Origin of the sequence: Nakamurella lactea DSM 19367 (genome assembly GCF_000426645.1) — a bacterium.
In the GTDB taxonomy this organism is placed as follows: domain Bacteria; phylum Actinomycetota; class Actinomycetes; order Mycobacteriales; family Nakamurellaceae; genus Nakamurella; species Nakamurella lactea.
Map to the genome: position 1 here is coordinate 1 of NZ_AUFT01000018.1, position 16,484 is coordinate 16,484.

The 16,484-nt window shown below is 68.1% G+C and carries 15 protein-coding genes, 1 tRNA gene and 3 pseudogenes; 9 read left to right on the forward strand and 10 right to left on the reverse strand.

The genetic code is table 11. The annotated features are described in order from the left end of the window. A partial coding sequence (locus tag K340_RS35280; protein WP_211229511.1) for a transposase occupies nt 1-172 on the forward strand: 172 nt, incomplete at its 5' end. Nucleotides 173-428: 256 nt separating this feature from the next. Beyond that, nucleotides 429-1,673 (forward strand): S1 family peptidase, encoded by a 1,245-nt coding sequence (locus K340_RS0116855; RefSeq protein ID WP_029137571.1) that lies wholly within the window; start codon nt 429-431, stop codon nt 1,671-1,673. 19 nt (nt 1,674-1,692) lie between these two features. Here the strand turns inward: K340_RS0116855 and K340_RS0116860 are convergent, their stop codons facing one another. From K340_RS0116860 to K340_RS37580, 3 genes and pseudogenes are all read right to left on the reverse strand, one after another. Next, nucleotides 1,693-2,472, reverse strand: coding sequence for a hypothetical protein (locus K340_RS0116860; RefSeq protein ID WP_029137572.1), 780 nt, complete (start codon nt 2,470-2,472; stop codon nt 1,693-1,695). Nucleotides 2,473-2,505: 33 nt separating this feature from the next. Then, nucleotides 2,506-3,165, reverse strand: coding sequence for an RNA polymerase sigma factor (locus K340_RS37575; RefSeq protein ID WP_084614572.1), 660 nt, complete (start codon nt 3,163-3,165; stop codon nt 2,506-2,508). Between the two features lie 37 nt (nt 3,166-3,202). Beyond that, nucleotides 3,203-3,602: pseudogene (locus tag K340_RS37580) on the reverse strand (metallopeptidase TldD-related protein); the annotation flags it as partial. A 105-nt stretch (nt 3,603-3,707) separates the two neighbouring features. Between K340_RS37580 and K340_RS37085 the strand changes: the two are divergent. Continuing rightward, nucleotides 3,708-3,962 (forward strand): annotated as a pseudogene (locus K340_RS37085) (SpaA isopeptide-forming pilin-related protein); the annotation flags it as partial. 324 nt (nt 3,963-4,286) lie between these two features. Here the strand turns inward: K340_RS37085 and K340_RS37585 are convergent. From K340_RS37585 to K340_RS0116890, 4 genes and pseudogenes are all read right to left on the reverse strand, one after another. After that, nucleotides 4,287-4,352 (reverse strand): annotated as a pseudogene (locus tag K340_RS37585) (hypothetical protein); the annotation flags it as partial. 301 nt (nt 4,353-4,653) lie between these two features. Continuing rightward, nucleotides 4,654-4,743, reverse strand: a tRNA-Ser gene (locus tag K340_RS0116880). Between the two features lie 65 nt (nt 4,744-4,808). After that, complete coding sequence (gene tadA, locus K340_RS0116885) at nt 4,809-5,276, reverse strand: tRNA adenosine(34) deaminase TadA (protein ID WP_029137574.1); 468 nt, start codon at nt 5,274-5,276, stop codon at nt 4,809-4,811. Between the two features lie 8 nt (nt 5,277-5,284). Then, nucleotides 5,285-5,764, reverse strand: a complete 480-nt coding sequence (locus K340_RS0116890) for a tRNA adenosine deaminase-associated protein (RefSeq protein ID WP_029137575.1) — start codon at nt 5,762-5,764, stop codon at nt 5,285-5,287. A gap of 174 nt (nt 5,765-5,938) precedes the next feature. On the opposite strand from K340_RS0116890, the gene K340_RS34455 reads away from it, so the two are divergent. Further along, nucleotides 5,939-6,682 carry a GntR family transcriptional regulator gene (locus K340_RS34455; protein WP_051266644.1) on the forward strand — a complete coding sequence of 248 codons (744 nt, stop codon included), beginning with the start codon at nt 5,939-5,941 and terminating at the stop codon, nt 6,680-6,682. Then, nucleotides 6,679-7,665, forward strand: a complete 987-nt coding sequence (locus tag K340_RS30905) for a prephenate dehydrogenase (RefSeq protein WP_211229500.1) — start codon at nt 6,679-6,681, stop codon at nt 7,663-7,665. The genes K340_RS34455 and K340_RS30905 overlap by 4 nt, the downstream gene beginning before the upstream one ends. A gap of 111 nt (nt 7,666-7,776) precedes the next feature. Here the strand turns inward: K340_RS30905 and K340_RS0116905 are convergent, their stop codons facing one another. Continuing rightward, nucleotides 7,777-9,045: a homogentisate 1,2-dioxygenase gene (locus K340_RS0116905; RefSeq protein WP_029137576.1), complete on the reverse strand. Its 1,269-nt coding sequence runs from the start codon at nt 9,043-9,045 to the stop codon at nt 7,777-7,779. 119 nt (nt 9,046-9,164) lie between these two features. Between K340_RS0116905 and K340_RS30910 the strand changes: the two genes are divergently transcribed. From K340_RS30910 to K340_RS0116920, 3 genes are read left to right on the forward strand one after another with little or no spacing between them, the layout of a single operon-like run. Next, nucleotides 9,165-10,100, forward strand: coding sequence for a hypothetical protein (locus tag K340_RS30910; protein WP_154674320.1), 936 nt, complete (start codon nt 9,165-9,167; stop codon nt 10,098-10,100). Next, complete coding sequence (gene fahA / locus K340_RS0116915; protein WP_051266708.1) at nt 10,097-11,347, forward strand: fumarylacetoacetase; 1,251 nt, start codon at nt 10,097-10,099, stop codon at nt 11,345-11,347. The genes K340_RS30910 and fahA overlap by 4 nt, the downstream gene beginning before the upstream one ends. A gap of 52 nt (nt 11,348-11,399) precedes the next feature. Further along, complete coding sequence (locus K340_RS0116920) at nt 11,400-12,356, forward strand: LLM class F420-dependent oxidoreductase (RefSeq protein WP_029137578.1); 957 nt, start codon at nt 11,400-11,402, stop codon at nt 12,354-12,356. Nucleotides 12,357-12,591: 235 nt separating this feature from the next. On the opposite strand, the gene K340_RS0116925 is transcribed toward K340_RS0116920, so the two are convergent. Next, nucleotides 12,592-14,022, reverse strand: a complete 1,431-nt coding sequence (locus K340_RS0116925) for an amidase (protein WP_029137579.1) — start codon at nt 14,020-14,022, stop codon at nt 12,592-12,594. 124 nt (nt 14,023-14,146) lie between these two features. Here K340_RS0116925 and K340_RS0116930 point away from each other — a divergent pair, with 124 nt between their 5' ends. Beyond that, on the forward strand, nt 14,147-15,400 hold the full coding sequence (locus tag K340_RS0116930; protein WP_029137580.1) for a DUF4032 domain-containing protein: 1,254 nt from the start codon (nt 14,147-14,149) through the stop codon (nt 15,398-15,400). Between the two features lie 7 nt (nt 15,401-15,407). Here K340_RS0116930 and K340_RS0116935 read toward each other — a convergent pair whose 3' ends face one another. Next, entirely contained in the window at nt 15,408-16,439 is a 1,032-nt protein-coding gene (locus K340_RS0116935; protein ID WP_051266647.1) for a hypothetical protein, read from the reverse strand. Nucleotides 16,440-16,484: the final 45 nt, after the last annotated feature.

Sequence of the window (16,484 nt, forward strand, 5' to 3'; positions counted from 1 at the left end):
AGGCACCGAAGCACGCACCTGGGAACCGAAACGGCTGCGGCTACGCCTGTTTTCGATCGCCGGCCGCATCGCCAGACGATCCCGCCGAGTACACCTGCGGCTGTCGGCGCACACACCCTGGGTCCGCCTGATCACCACTGCCATCAGACAGCTGAACCCAGCACCGACCTGACCATCAGAACCCGACCTATCCCGACCTGGCAGCACCACCCCTCGGGCAGTGGAACCCGACGCACCAACCGCGGCGACACGCGGACCACCAGCCACCACCAACCGCAAACGGAAGGAGAAAAGGATCAAGACCCGGCGCCATCAGACCAACCCGGCCGACTCGCGAAAGATCGAGGCTAGTGTCCCGGGACAACTATTCGGGAAGGGGAGGGACCATGAGGCGGATTGCTCGCACACGACGGATCCGGATTGAAGGGGTGGCGGCTCTGGTCGCCGCTCTCTTCGTGGGTTCGATGGCCGTCACTGTGACCGCGACCGCAGAAACGGACGAGGACCCCGTCGTCTTGCACATCGCTGCGGCAGACCACGTGAGCCTGCAAGAGGCGACGATTCGAGCCGACGTCGAGAGCAAAGCGTCGCTGATCGGAGTCTTAGCGAAGGAAGCCTTCCTGGACTCCTACGCCGGCCTCTACTACGACCCCGAGGGTCCGCGGGTGCGCATTAAGGGGAGCATCGGCGAGGATCAGTTGAAGGAGCTAGACACTAAGCTCTCCACAATCGGCGTACCTGCCGAAAGGGTGAAGGTCGTGTCAGCCCGCTTTACAGAATCGGAAATGGTTGCCCTGGCTGACCAGATCGGAAACCTGATCCACACGGACCTCCCTTACACCCAGTACGTCGTCAAGCCCGACATTAGAACGGAATCTATCAGCGTTTCAGTCCCTCGCGAACAGGTGAAAGCCGTCGACCTCATCATCGTCGGCGTTCAAGAACAATCCATCATACCGATCGAGGTTAGTGGTGCCGATAGTATGCCTGTCACCCAAACCTGCAATACCACGAATCAGTGCACCGACTACCTGAGGGGCGGCATCAGTCTGGAATTCGTATCGCGACAGAATCACTATTACTGCACCTCCGGCGTCATGGTACGTGGGCGCGGCACGGGCAACACCTATATGATGACGGCTGGACACTGCGGCTTCGACATCGGCGATCCCTTTTATGCCGTATATCCGAACAGCAGCCTGCATAGCATCGGCCCCAAGCACTCTAGTACCTATCGCAGCGGCGGTGACGCCGGACTCGTGAAGGTCACCAACCCCAACTGGACGATCAAGCCGTGGATCTACAGCAACTACAGCGGAGTTAACGGGCAGTACCTGGTTCAGGGTACTAGCCTGAACACTGTAGGAGTAAGGGTTTGCAAGTCCGGAAGAACCACCGGAACGACTTGCGGTGAGATTACCGACGTGACGCTAACTGTATCGTATTGCGAGGCTAACTCTTCATACGGGAACTGCGCTCTGCCCGTAGTTCCGGTTAACCATCTGGTGGAATCGGACATGTGCGCCCAAGGCGGAGATAGCGGCGCGCCAATCTTTTCATATCACCTGGTGTACGGCATCCTGTCTGGGATCATATTGAATAGTTGCACAGTGTTCTATACAGGAATTACCACCGACGCCAACGCACTCAATGTGGACGTGATTCTCGGATAACTACGCCCCGGATTCGCGCCTATTCGATGACCAGGGCGATCGATGCGAGTATCGATCGGAGCTGGCTCGGTTCAGCTTCGATGCGTATGGCAACGCCCTGCGTAGGAAATACGACGATGGTGTAGGCTGTATAGTGGGGGTGTTCGTCGTCACCGGTGCGACCCGTAAGCCCGTTCACGTGAATCGGCTCAGTGGCAACATCCGTGTTCATCCAGGTGTCTGCGACCTCAAGTGGCGTCACTAACACGCCCGAAGCATTCGTGCGCTGCGAGGATTCCTCCTGCTGTGCCAGGCAGATGGTCTGTTGGTCTATTTGGGTCTCGATCAGCGCGTAGTTCGTGGGAGCTGCCTTGCACAGTGGGTAATTGTCCATATGCACCCACGTCGTGGGCACCGTGAGCTGAACGCCACGGAAGGTTAGAACACCACCTGGTGTGATCGATCCGCCGTCCGGGTTACTCAAGGTGCTCGCGTTGCGATCGCGCTCAGTGGCCGACGGCGCCCATGTCGTCGGCACCGGTGTCTGTTGAGCTGCCACGTGTGTGGACGTCGCCGGCGCCACGGTGTCTGGCTGCGTCACCGTAGATGGATGGTCCCTATCGGTGAGCGCAACTGTGGTGACGATCCCGCCAATCAAGACCGCGGTCACGATGCCGGCCGTCACGATAGGCGGCCAGCGTCGCGTTGGAGGCCTGACCGGCTCGACACACAGGTGGTGTTCAGCGATGTCGTCATCGCGGGCGGTCATCGCGTCGCGGAGGGCGGTGACGCCCGCGTCTGACTCGTTGGGTCGCTTCATGGGATCGCTCTCCGGGTTAGTTGTTCGTCAGGGTCACTGTCGCGGAGCAGGGCGCGCAGTTCGAGAGAGTCCGCGGTAACACAGTGATCGGGCGGTCGACTCTCGGCAGCCGAGGTGCTCGCCGATTTCCGCATACGGGTAGCCGAGGTAGTGGTGCATCACCACCGCAGCTCGTTCGTTCGCTGGCAACGTCGCCAATGCAGACCACACCCCGGTCCAAACTGCGGTCCGGCCGGAGATGTCCTCGGCGTCGGCAACGTGGTGCCCGAGTTCAGCATCGGCGTGCCGGCGCCAGGCGAGACTGTGTCTTGCCCGAAGATACCTGCGGGTGATTGATCGGACAACGTATGCCTTTCTGGCCGGCTCCGGAGGCGTCCCCGTGCGTGCCCAGCCGCGCTGGCACGACAACAAGGACTCCTGGACCAGGTCTTCGGCAGTGTGATGCCCATGGGTCAGCTGATAGGCGTACCGCACTAGAGCAAGGCCATCTCGCTCGACCAGGAGTGCGACTGCCTGAAACGCTTCCATACCGTCGGACACCAGCAAACTCCTCTCGCCCCCCGGACCGAACATGACCTCGCTACACCTTAAGAGGCAACCGGAGCATGAAACGTTGCACGTTCCGCCGGATTCGGTCCGACGGTGACGGCGCTTGACCCATTCCAAAAGCGCGCACACGCACTGCAAAGCCATCGTCGACAGCCGCCGGTCCTACGCCCTACTGTCTGCGTCAGCGAGCCTTGGACAACGACGACATGTGGAACCCGTCGACCCTGACCGGCGGCATCGCGCTGCGGGTGAACCAGTCGCTCCACTCCCGGGACAGACACCGCTCGGTCGCCCCGACGTCGGATGCCCGGCGCAACACGTCCAGCGGCCACATATTGAACCGGAAGTTGTTCACCGCACCGGTCACCTCGCTCGACCAGGTAGACCCCGTCCCTGGTGAGTCCGGTGAGCAGCCGCGTCATCGGGTCGACCTCGCGGATGTACCACTGCGAGGTGACCAGCAGCCCGCGCTCCAGGTCGCCCACCAGCTGATCCAGCCCGCGGGTCTGGTCACCACCGCGCAGCACCAGGTTCTCGGCGGCCGGGGTGAACGCCTCTCCGTACTCGGCGGCGGACGCCCTGGTCTGCAGGGTGCCAAGTTCCAGGTCAAGAAGGGCTCGACCGTCCTGGCCACCGGAACCACCGACACCTCCGGCAACTGGACGTCCGGCTATCTGGGAAGCAACGTGAAGGTCGGCGACAAGGTCTCGATCGTCAAGACCGACGCCGCCACCGGTAACGGCCTGGCTGGCGCGACTTTCGCCATCCACAAGACCAGTGCGACCGGCGCGACCGTTGGCACCATCACCTCGGTTGCCTCAGGCGCAGCCACCAGTGCCTACCTGACCGGCGATGTGAAGGTCGGCGACACGGTGTGGATCGTCGAGACGTCGGCTCCCGCGGGCTTCACGAAGGCCGCCACCGTCACCGCGACGGTGACCCGCACCGGAACAGGAACGGGCAGCGTGTCCGTCAGCGACGCCCGCGTCTTCGGTAGTGCGGCGGTCGCCAAGGTTGACACCGTCACCGGCAAGCCGATCCCGGGCGTGACCTTCATGGCCGAGGCGCAGAAGGCCGGCACCACAACTTGGGTCACCGTCACCGGTGGAGCAATCAACGGCACCACCACTAGCCCCGAGGGCTACATCACCGGCGCCAGCGGGCGCGCACAGATCGACGGCACCCAGTCCACTCCCGGGCTGCAGGACCGTCAAGGGGATGCGGCGGCGAGACGCGATCTTCACCGATTGCAGTTCACCAGAGCGGATCATCGCGAACACCGCGGTGCGACTGAGCCCGAGCGCTTCGGCCGCCTCCTCGGCGGTCAGCATCAACTTGGGCACGACCGGCTCGGGGTGGGCGCCTCGTCCTCTACCGGCCGGGGCGCCAGTGCTTCACCCAACACGGCCAGGTCCGCCACAATCCGGGCGATCAGATCCGACGGTCGAGGTGCTGAACCCTCCTGCTGCTGCTTCTCCATGCAGAGCACATGCGCGGGGAGCCTCTCGCACCCCCAGTCCTGACCGGTTCCGAGGGGGTCAAAAAATGCACCTACGAGTGCACCTATTTGTCCATCAAGATCCAACCCTTGGTCGGGCATGATCGACTCGACATGCCCTGACCAGGGGTTTTTGGCGGTAGCGGTGGGATTTGAACCCACGGAACGCTTTCACGCTCACACGCTTTCGAGGCGTGCTCCTTAGGCCGCTCGGACACGCTACCGGGAAGAACCTTACCGGAGGGACGGCGGTGGTTTCGACCGCCTGCGGCCAGGTAGCGCGGTTCGGTCAGCGCCGCCGGGCGAAGAAGTCCCGCATCAGGGCTGCCGCTTCGTCGGCCAGCACGTCTCCGCGGACCTCCACCCGGTGCGGCAGACGTGGATCCCGCAGCACGTCCCAGAGCGACCCGGCGGCACCGGTCTTGGGCTCCCAGCAGCCGAAGATCAGCCGGGACACCCTGGCCGCGACCAGGGCGCCGGCGCACATGGTGCAGGGTTCGACGGTCACCGCCATGGTGGCGCCGGACAGGTTCCAGGTCCCGGCATGGGTGGCCGCGATGCGCAGCGCGACGATCTCGGCATGGGCGGTCGGGTCAACGGTGGCTTCGCGTTGGTTGCGGCCGGCGACCACGTACGAATCGTCCAGCGCGAGCACCGCGCCGATCGGGACCTCGTCGGCCGCAGCGGCGATTCTTGCCTGCTGCAGCGCCAACCGCATCAGCAGCAGGTCGTCCTCGGGGACGAACGAGGTCGTCACCGTCGGGGTCAGTCGGCGTCGACGACGGCCGCGTACTGATCGGCGAACCCGCAGCTCTCGGCGATCATCTGCAGTTGCTCGTCCGGGAACAGGTCGTCCTCGGCGACGATCAGCGACATCTGCTCCTCCGGCACCCCGAGGTCGGCCAGCAACCCGAGTTCACCCTCCGGCCACGGTTCGTCGTCGTCCTCGTCGTCCTCTTCGGGGATGGGCACCTGAAGCAGGTCGAGCACATCGGCCGCGATGTCGTAGTCCAGACCTGCGGTGGCGTCCGAGAGCAGCAGTGAGGCCCCGCCCGGGATCGGCCGGACGATCACGAAGAACTCGTCGTCGACGGCGATCATCGCGAACACCGCGCCGGTCGCCGACACCCTCCGCAGGGCGGTGATCACCCCGTCCAGGTCGTCGATCAGCTCTTCGGCGAGCAGCGAGCATCGCCATTTCCCGTCCTCGTGGACGACTGCTACCGCTGAACCGTCGGTGCTCACGTGACAAACGTACGACCTCCCCGCAACTCCGGCTATCCATTGGTCCGTTCGGCCGGGCATTTGCTCGGTCGTCACCCGGCCATCGCCGGCCCGGGCGTCCCGATGCCGTCTGCTCTGCCTGACCTCCGCGGGGCCGGTCGTGGGCCCGATTCGACCGCCGACGAAGATGACCCGATGGCCCCCACCCGCTACCTGGAGATCGCCGACGAGCTCGCCGACGAACTCGCCGACAGCCCGACCGGCAGCCGGGTGCCCAGCGAGAACGAACTGACCGTGCGCTTCGGCGTCGGCCGCTCCGCCGCTAGGGCCGCGATCGAGGAGCTCGAACGGCGCAACATGGTCCGCCGGGTCAAGGGCGCGGGCACGTTCGTCCAGCGGCCGATGCAGTTCTCGGTGAAGGCCGGCGGCCCGACCGCCTGGGAGCAGCTGATCCGCTCCGGAGTCGGGCACACCACCGTGCCGCTGGTGCGTGGGGGCACGCTGCCTCGAACCGCGGCGCAGGCCATGGGCGTGCCCACCGGCACCCCTGGATTACGGCTGTCGGTGCGGATGACGGCGTACGAGCAGCCGATCGGCCGTTCGGCGCTGTGGGCGGTCGGCACGGACCGTACCGAGGTGACTGAAGGGCTGCGGGAACACCAGGCGCTGCTGACGGCGATCGACGCCCGGCAGGTGCGTTTGCGTTATCGCACGGCAGAAGTCACGCTGGCGAACGCGACCGCGGATTTGGCGGCGGAACTCGGCATCGGCGTTGACCGCCCGTACTGGAAGATCGAAGGTGTGCTGGTGGACGATTCGCGAGCAATATCCGTGTGGGTGCGAACCGACTTCCGGGCGGACCGGATCAGTCTGGTCATGCAGATCGGTTCCGGCCGTGAGGCCGGCACCGACTCCCCGACCGCCCGGGAATCGCTGTGACCCCGCCGCTGCCGCCGGCGATCTGCGTGCTGGGGATGGGCCTGATCGGCGGCTCGTTGCTGCGCGCCACCGGCGAACGGCTTTCGGTGTCCGGTTGGTCGCCGAGCGAAGGCACCAGAGCGGCCGCGACAGCCGGCGGCTTCCTCGCCCATGCCGAGTTGGAAGAAGCGTTGGCCTGGGCTGTCCGCTACGACGCCCTGGTCGTCCTGGCCGCACCGCTGACGGCCTTCGACACTCTGCTGCGGAAGATCACCCGGTATGCCCCCGAGGTACTGCTGACCGATGTCGGCAGCGTCAAATCCGGTGTCGCCCAGCAGGTCTCGGCGATCGTGCCGCGGGCACGCTACATCGGTGGGCATCCGATGGCCGGCACCGCCGAATCCGGCTTCGCGGCTGCCGACGCGAGGCTGTTCGCCGATGCGGCCTGGGTCACCTGCCTGGACGACGGTAGCCGGATGGAGACCTGGGACCTGGTGGCCGGCCTGGCGTTGGCCGTCGGCAGCCGGGTGGTGCCCTGCACCGCCATCGATCACGACCTGGCCGTGGCCAGGGTCTCGCACCTACCGCACCTGCTCGCGCTGGCCCTGGCCCAGGTGGCCGAACTCGGTGGCCCACTGGCGTTGTCGCTGGCCGCCGGTTCGTTCACCGACGGCACCCGGGTGGCCGGCACCCGGCCCGAGCTACTGCGGGCGATGCTGGAATCCAACCGCGAGCCGTTGGTGGACGCCGCCGACGACGCGCTCGGAATCCTCGGTGTGGCACGGGCTTCGCTGGCGTCCACCGGCTCGCTGGAGCGGATCAGCACCGGCGGTCATGCCGCTCGCGAAGGGTACAACCACCGCAACGACGGGCTGACGGAGTTCGAACTCGTCGACCCGACGGCCGCCGACCTGATCGCGATCGGTGCCGCCGGTGGCCATCTCACCGAGCTGACCAGGACCGACACCGGCCGCACGGTCCGCGGCCTGAGCCATCCTGCGTAGTGATCCCGCCCGTGCACACTCGCCAGTTCTCCCTGCAGAGTTGCCCGTCATCTCCTCCACAGTCGTCCCTGCCCCCCAACAAGGGGTAGGGAGCTGGAGCCGGAACCGGCCTCAGCCGATCGTCAGCGGGCCGGAGTCGCCGTCCGCCGCCGGGCCGTCCGCCGCGGTGTCGGCCGGGCCCCGGCCGGCCCAGCTCCAGGCGTACTTGCCGTCGTCCACCGCGACGCCACCCTCGCCGAGCTCGAGTGGCCGGAAGGTATCGACCATCACCGCCAGCTCGTCGAAGTAGTCCTTGCCGATGGCACCCTCGACCGCGCCGGTCTGCGGGCCGTGCGAGTGCCCACCGGGGTGCACGCTGATCGACCCCTTGCCGATGCCGGATCCCCTGCGCGCCTCGTAATCTCCGTCGACATAGAACATGATCTCGTCGGAGTCGACGTTCGAGTGGTAGTAGGGCACCGGGATCGACAGCGGGTGGTAGTCGACCTTGCGCGGAACAAAGTTGCAGATCACGAAATTGATCCCCTCGAACACCTGGTGCACCGGCGGCGGCTGATGCACCCGGCCGGTGATCGGCTCGAAGTCGCTGACGTTGAACGTGTACGGGTACAGGCAGCCGTCCCAGCCGACCACGTCGAACGGATGGTGCGGACTCACCACGATGCTGCCGACGATGCCGCTCGGGCCGTTGCCGCGATGCTTGGTGTAGATCTCGGTGTCGGTGCCGGCGGCCGCATCGGGAGCCAGCAGCGGGCCGACCGGGCCGTGCAGATCCCTTTCACAGTACGGCGAATGCTCCAGTAACTGGCCGAACCTGGACAGGTAGCGCTTGGGCGGACCGATGTGGCAGTTGCCCTCGATGCAGTAGAGCCGCGACAGCTCGGCCGGCACCCATCGGTGCACGGTGGCCCGGGGCAGGATCACATAGTCACCCGACCGGTAGGCCAGCGATCCGAAGACCGTCTCCACCACCCCGGAACCCGCTTCCACGAAGACGCACTCGTCACCGATCGCGTTGCGGTACAACGGGCTCGGCGCGGCGGCGACCACGTAGGAGATCCGGACGTCACCGTTGCCCAGGACCAGCCGGCGGCCGGTCACCGCATCGATCGCCGCGGTGTCGGCGGCGGCGCCGAACAGGTCGTGCAGCGTGAGGTGGCGCGGTGCCAGCGGATGGTTCGGCGTCGTGGTCAGGTCCGGCAGTTGCCAGTTCCTGGCGTCGACCATCGCCGACGGGACGCTGCGGTGGTACAGCAGGGACGAGTCCGACGAGAACCCCTCCTCCCCCATCAGCTCCTCGGAGTACAGCGCGCCGTCGGGCGCGCGGAACTGGGTATGACGCTTCGGCGGGATCTCGCCGACGCTGCGGTAATGGGCCATCGGAAACTCCTTCGCCGCGCCGCGGCTGTGCTGAATCCTCTTCGACAACTTTCACCGGCGACGTCCGCTCAGCGGACGAATCTGTCGCTCTACAGAGACATTCCGCTAGCATCGGCGCTGTGTCAAGAGACAGCGCCGGGTCAAGAGACCGCACCTCAGCCGCGACCGGGTCGTCGCCGAGCGTGGTGCACGGCGGCCTGTTCGCCACGCTGATCGACGACGCTGCGGTCTTCCCACCCGGTTCGGCCGCTCTGCCCGACGCACTCGACGCCCACCGCCGGCTCCGACAATCCCCCGCCTGCACCTCGATCGGGCCGCTGCTGGTGCAGGCGTCCGCGCTGCCGGCACTGTTGGAACTGCTGGAGGATCCGGCCGAACCGATCGCCATCGGCATCATCGGGGCCCCCGGGGACGCGGCCGCCCTGGTCGCTGCCACCCAGCTGGCGATCGGTCGCGACGGGCTGAGCGTGGTCGGGGTCGAGATCGCCGCCGCCGGACGACCGTTGGACGATCTGCTGACGGACCTCGCGCCGCTGAGTGGAACCACCGGGGAACAGCTCGGGGTCGCTCTGGAGATCGAACGCGGGCGTCCCGAGCAACTGGAAGTCGTTGCCACGCTGCGGGATCGGTTACCGCCCGGCCGGCTCCGCGGCAAGTACCGGACCGGCGGCGTCGAACCCGGGTCGGTGCCGTCCGCCGCCGAACTGGCATCGGTCCTGGTCCATGCGGTCCGACTGAACCTGCCGATCAAACTGACCGCCGGCCTGCACCACGCGGTGCGCACGACAACCCAGCACGGCGTGCTGAACGTCCTGCTCGCGGTCGACGCGGCGTTCGACCAGCCGAGCCGCGTGCCGGACTGGCTCGAACAGGACGACCCCGGGCAGCTCGTCGGTGCCCTCAACGACTGGGACGACATCCAGGTGGCGCGGGCCAGGTCGATCTTCACCTCCTTCGGCTGCTGCGGTGTGCTCGAGCCGTTGACCGAAGCGGCCCGGCTCGGTGTGATCGGTCGGGTGGCGCATGACCTCACCCTCCCGAAGGAGTGCCGATGACCGCCCCTCGGCAGCTGGCCGAACCGTCAGACCCGTTGCAGGGCTTCGGCATCGACCATCTTCCCTACGGCATCTTCGCCGATTCCGGCCCCGGTTCCGCCGACGGCGCCGACGTTCCGCGAGTCGGGGTGCGTTACGGCGACCGGGTTCTGGACACCCCGGCGGCCCTGCCCCGGTGGCGGGAGTTGCTGCTGCAGCCGACGCTGAACGCCCTGCTGGCGGCCGGCCCGGACACCTGGGCCGCGGTGCGTGCCGACGTCACCGAGGTGCTGGCGAGCACCGCCCGCACCGAACCGGCGGGCGCGCAGCCGGATTCGCCACTGCTGCTGCCGCTGTCCCAGGTCACCCTGCGGATGCCGTTCGAGGTCGCCGACTACGTCGACTTCTACGCCAGCGAACATCATGCGACCAACCTCGGCCGGCTGTTCCGACCGGATTCGGCGCCGCTGCTGCCGAACTGGAAGCATCTGCCGATCGGCTACCACGGCCGGGCCGGCACCGTGGTGCCCAGCGGCACGCCGATCCGCCGGCCGCGCGGGCAGTCGAAGGCGCCGGACGCCGATGCGCCGTCGTTCGGACCGTCGCGGCGGCTGGACATCGAGGCCGAGATCGGCTTCGTGGTGGGCGTCGGATCCGAGCAGGGAACGTCGGTTCCGGCAACGGATCTCGCCGAGCACGTCTTCGGCGTCTGCCTGGTGAACGACTGGAGCGCGCGCGACCTGCAGCCCTGGGAACAGCCGCCGCTCGGGCCGTTCCTGGCGAAGTCGTTCGCCACCAGTATCTCTGCCTGGATCACTCCACTGGCGGCGCTGGCCGCGGCCCGGGTGCCGGCACCGGCCCGGACCGTCCCGGTGTTGGAGTATCTCGCCGACGGGGGCGACTGGGGGTTGGACATCGCGATCGAGGTGGACCTCAACGGCACCGTGGTGTCCCGGCCGCCGTTCGCCGGCATGTACTGGACCGCGGCCCAGATGATGGCGCACCTGACGATCAACGGGGCGTCGCTGCGCACCGGCGACCTGTTCGCCTCCGGCACGGTGTCGGGGCCGACCCCGGACACCGTCGGCAGCTTCATCGAGTTGAGCCAGGGCGGCCGACACCCGATCACCCTGGCCGACGGTGCCACCCGCACCTTTCTGCAGGACGGCGACACGGTGACGCTGACCGCGACCGCCCCGTCGACCGGCGGCGGCACCCTCCGGCTGGGCGAGGTGACCGGCACCGTACTGCCGAGCGCGTCCCGATAGCGATCGGGCCGGCTCCGCGGCGGCTGCCGACCGGACGGCGTAGATTCGCCCGGTGACCGTTCTCGGATACCAGATTCCCAACTTCAGCTACCCCGACACCGCACCCGCCGACCTGTTCGCCAACATCACCCGACAGGCCGTCGAGGCCGAGAACAGCGGCTTCGACACGGTTCTGGTGATGGACCACTTCTACCAACTGCCCGGCATCGGCGAGCCGGACAACGAGATGTTCGAGTGCTACACCCTGCTGTCCGCCCTGTCCCAGCACACCTCGACGGTCCGACTGTCGTCGCTGGTCACCGGTAACACGTACCGCAACCCGACCTTCCTGGCCAAGACCGTCACCGCGCTGGACGTGGTGTCCGGCGGCCGGGCCCAGCTGGGCATCGGCGCCGGCTGGTACGAGTTCGAGCATCAGGCACTCGGCTTCGAGTTCGGCACGTTCACCGACCGGTTCGAGCGGCTCGAGGAAGCGCTGCAGATCATCCTGCCGATGCTGCGCGGCGAGCGCCCGTCGTTGGACGGCAAGTGGTACCACGTGCACGAGGCGATCAACTCTCCGGCCCCGCTCGGGAGGATTCCGGTGATGATCGGCGGTGGCGGCGAGAAGAAGACGCTGCGGATGGTCGCGCAGTACGCGGACGAATCGAACATCATCTGCGCTGTCGAGGATCTGCCCCGCAAGTTCGACGCATTGGCCGCCCACTGCGACAGGCTCGGCCGGGACCGCTCCGAGATCACCGTTTCGTACCAGACCAGCGCCTGCATCGCGCCGACCCACGAGCAGGCGGTCAAGGAGTTCGAGGAGTTCGTGGCCCGCAACCCGCGGGCCGCCGGACAGCGGGAGCGGGCGGTGATCGGCTCGCCGGAGGAGGTCGCCGCGCGGTATGCGGAGCTGCTCGCCACCGGCATCGACGGCGTGACCGTGAACGCCGCCGCCAACTGCCACGTCGAGGGTCGGGTCGAGTTGCTCGGCCGGACCCTGGCGCCCTTGATCAGCGGCCGCTGAACGGACACAACCCACCGAGTCGGAGCGCTTCTCCCCGCCCCGGCCCCACCGCCGTCACCGAACCCACCGAGTCGGAGCACTTCTCCCCGCCCCGGCCCCATCGTCGTCACCGAACCCGCCGAGTCGGAGCGCTTCTCCCCGCCCGGACCCCGCCAGCGCAACCCAACCCGACGAGTCGGAGCGCTTCTCCCCGCCCGGACCCCGCCGACGCAGCCGAGCGCCGGAGGCACACCGATCAATCCAGTCCGGGGTGACGGAGCGCGTGCCCGGTGACCGCCTCGAACCCCTTCGCCATGCCCAGCAGCTCCCGCTCGGCGCGGTGCCGGCCGACGAACTGCACGCCGACGGGGGTGCCGGCCGCGGTGAAGCCGGCCGGCATCGAGATGGCCGGGTGTCCGGTGACGGTCACCGCACAGACCGCACGCATCCAGCCCAGGTAATCCTCCTGCCGCTCCCCCGCCACCTGCTCCGGGTACTGGATCTCGGCGTCGAAGGCAGGCAGTGGCGCCACCGGCAGGATCAGTGTGTCGTAGCGATCCAGGAACTCGCGCATCCGGTGGAACAGCTCGGTGCGCAGCACCGCGGCCCGACCGACCTGCGGTCCGGTCAGCTCCCGGCCGGCCAGCATGTTCTGATACAGGCTGGGCCGCACCAGGTCCCGGTGAGAGTCCAGGGTCGCGCCCATCGTCGCTTCGAACTGCCAGGCGCGCAGGGTGCGGAAACACTCGTCGGCGCCGGTGAAATCCGGTGACGCCTCCTCGACGATCGCCCCCGCCCGCTCCGCATCCGCAGCGGCCGCCCGCACCAGCGATGCGATCTCCGGATCCACGGTGATCGCGCCGCCCAGGTCGGTCGAGAACGCGACCCGCTTGCCCGTCAGCCCACCGGCGGGCACCGAGGCGAAGTCAGAGCCCGGCGCCTCCAGCGAGATCGGCGACCGGCCGTCCGGGCCGGCCATCACGCTCAGCAGCAGGGCGACGTCATCCACGGTCCGGCCCATCGGGCCCTGCACGCTGAAGCCGGCGAACCCGTCGGCGGCCGGGTACACCGGCACCCGGCCGGCGCTCGGGCGCAGCCCGATCACGTTGCAGTAGCCGGCCGGCAGCCGCAGCGACCCGCCGAAGTCGTTGCCGTCGGCCAGTGGATGCATGCCGGCGGCCAGCGCAGCGGCGGCGCCGCCGGAGGAGCCGCCGGCCGTCACCGACAGGTCGTAGGGGTTGCGGGTGATGCCGAAGACCTCGTTGAAGGTGTGCCCGCCGGCGACGAACTCGGGCACGTTGGTCTTGCCGAGGGTGATCACCCCGGCCGCCTTCATCCGCTGGATCACCAGGTCGTCGGTGTCCGGCACGAAGTCCGCTCGCAGCCGCGATCCGAAGGTGGTGCGGATGCCGGCGGTGAGGTGATTGTCCTTGTGCGCCACCGGAAGCCCGTGCAGCGGGCCGGTGAACTCGCCGCGGGCGGCCGCGTCGTCGGCGGCCGCCGCCTGGGCGATCGCCGCGTCGGCGACCAGGGTGACGACGGCGTTGACCCGCGGGTTGGTCTGCTCGATCCGCTCCAGGTGCGCGGCCAGCACCGCCCGCGCCGAGATCTCCTTGGCGCGCAGCGCGCGGGCCAGTTCGGTGGCGCTGCGGTAGTACAGCGGCTCGTCGGACGAAGTTTCGCTCATCGACCCAGCATTCCTCGTCAGTCCCCGGCGGCCCACGGCAACTGTTCACGAACGCGAGGTCGACGGGCGTCGGGCCGTGCCGAACCTCCCCGCCACCTGCGCCGGAATGTGCCACGCTGAGCGGATGCGCATGCAATTCACGGCCGGGCCGGATCCGACGGATCTGCTGACCCTGCCGTGGTCGACGGCGCTGGAGGACTGGCCGCGGGAGAAGCTGGTGAGTCTGCCCCGCGGCATCTCCCGGCACGTGGTCAGGTTCGCCAGAATCGGCGGGCTCGTCTACGCGATCAAGGAGATCAGCGCCGACCTGGCCGACCGCGAGTTCGAACTGCTGCGGACGTTGGCCCGCACCGGCATCCCGGTGGTCGAGGCGGTGGGCGTGGTGGCCGGCCGAACCACCCCGGACGGCGAACCGTTGGACGCCGCCCTGGTCACCAAGCACCTGCGGTTCTCGCTGCCCTACCGGGCCCTGTTCTCCCGGCGACTCGATCCGAACCTGGAGCCGAAACTGCTGGACGCGCTGGCCGAACTGCTGGTCCGGCTACACCTGATCGGGTTCGCCTGGGGCGACTGCTCGCTGTCCAACACCTTGTTCCGGCGCGACGCCGGCGCGCTGGCCGCCTACCTGGTCGACGCGGAGACCGGCGAGATGCGCGACCAGCTGTCCAAGGGTCAACGGATGAACGACCTGGACATCGCCGAGACAAACCTTGCCGGTGAACTGCTGGACCTACAGATGTCCGGGCTGCTGCCGGAGTCCGTCGACCCGCTGGAGACCGCCGTCTCGGTGCTCGACCGCTACGACTCGCTGTGGCGCGAGCTCACCGAGCCGCAGCCGATGCACACCGACGAGTGGTGGCAGATCGAACGAAAGATGCGGCGGCTCAACAACTTGGGCTACGACGTCGGGCAGATCCAGATCAACGAGGACAACGGCGAGATGGTGCTGGAGACCCAGGTGGTCGAGGCCGGCCATCATCGGCGCAAGTTGCTGGAGCTGACCGGGCTCGATGTGCAGGAGAATCAGGCCCGCCGGATCCTCAACGACCTGGAGGCCTACCGCACCCAGGCGGTGATGCCGGAGACCGACGTCGACGAGTTCACCGTCGCCCGGCACTGGCTGACCGACGTCTTCGAGCCGGTGATCGAGGCGGTGCCGGCCGAGTTGAGCGAACGCCTGGAACCCGCCGAGATCTTCCACGAGGTGCTCGAGCACCGGTGGTTCCTGTCCGAGGCGGCCGGGCACGAGGTCTCGATGGACTTCGCGACCAAGTCGTACATCGAGTCGGTGCTGCCGTTCCGGCCCGAAGAGGCCGCGCTGCTGGACCCGACCCTGATGGGTGTCGGGTCCCTTGACGACGACTCGATCGAGGAATAGACCCGCGTCAGTGGGTGAGCTCAGCGGCCGGTAACCCGACCGATTCGCGGGCGGCCTGCACCGCCGCCGGCTCCGGTGCATTGCGGTCCCGCTTCGCCCAGGTCACGCCGATGCCGATCACCAGCCAGCCCAGCAGCACCAGCAGCGGGAAGGCGACCGAGGCGTCCGGGAAGAAGGCCACCCGGCGGAGCAGTTCGCCACCGGCACCGGCCGGCAGCAACCGACCAACGGAACCCCAGAAGTCCGGCAGCGCCTGCCACGGTGCGGCGATGCCGGCCAACGGGACCCCGAGCAGCACGAACAGCGCCGCACCGATGCCGACCCCGCCCGCGCCGACCAGCGCCGTCAACCCGGACACCACCGAGGCGACGGCGGCGACGGCCAGCGCGATCACCCCGGCCTCGGCGAGGAAGTGGCCGCCGAGCAACCCCAGCCAGCTGTCCAGCACGAGCGTGAAGAAGATCCCCATCAGCACGGCGGCACCGAGCACCCCGACCAACCGCTGCATGCGCCGCCGCACCAGCAGCCCGAAGGCCGCGCCGACCAGCAGCGCCGACAGGGTCAACGGCAGCACGGCGGTGACGAACGCCGAGCCGTGCGGGTCCCCGGCCGGCGGGGCCACGACGTCCTGTGCGGTGGCCGGCGGCCGACCGGCCGCCAGCGTGGCTGCCAATTGGTCCATCACCTGGGCGGCCAGGGGTGACGCGGCGCCGGCCTTGAGCACGACGGGACCCTGTGGCCCGATCACGATGGCGCCGAACGCATCCCGGTCGGCCAGCGCGGCCCTGGCCGCCGCCTCGTCGGCGACCGGGCTGAGGTCCAGCAGGTCCCCGGCGCCGGCCGCCGCCAGTTGTTGGCTCAGCTGCGGCACCGCCGCGGCCGGGGCCACCACCACCGGCAGGTTCCGCGGCGCGCTACTGCTGGTCGGCCAGGCGAAGGCCACCACGATGACGACGGTGACGGCGCTGAGCAGCACGGACAGCAGGCCGGCCTTGGCCCAGACGCCGTGCCGGTCGAGTCGGGCAGGTAGGTAGCTCATCGTCGCCTCCTAAAACGAATGATCGTTCGGTTGAGTGTGCCCGCG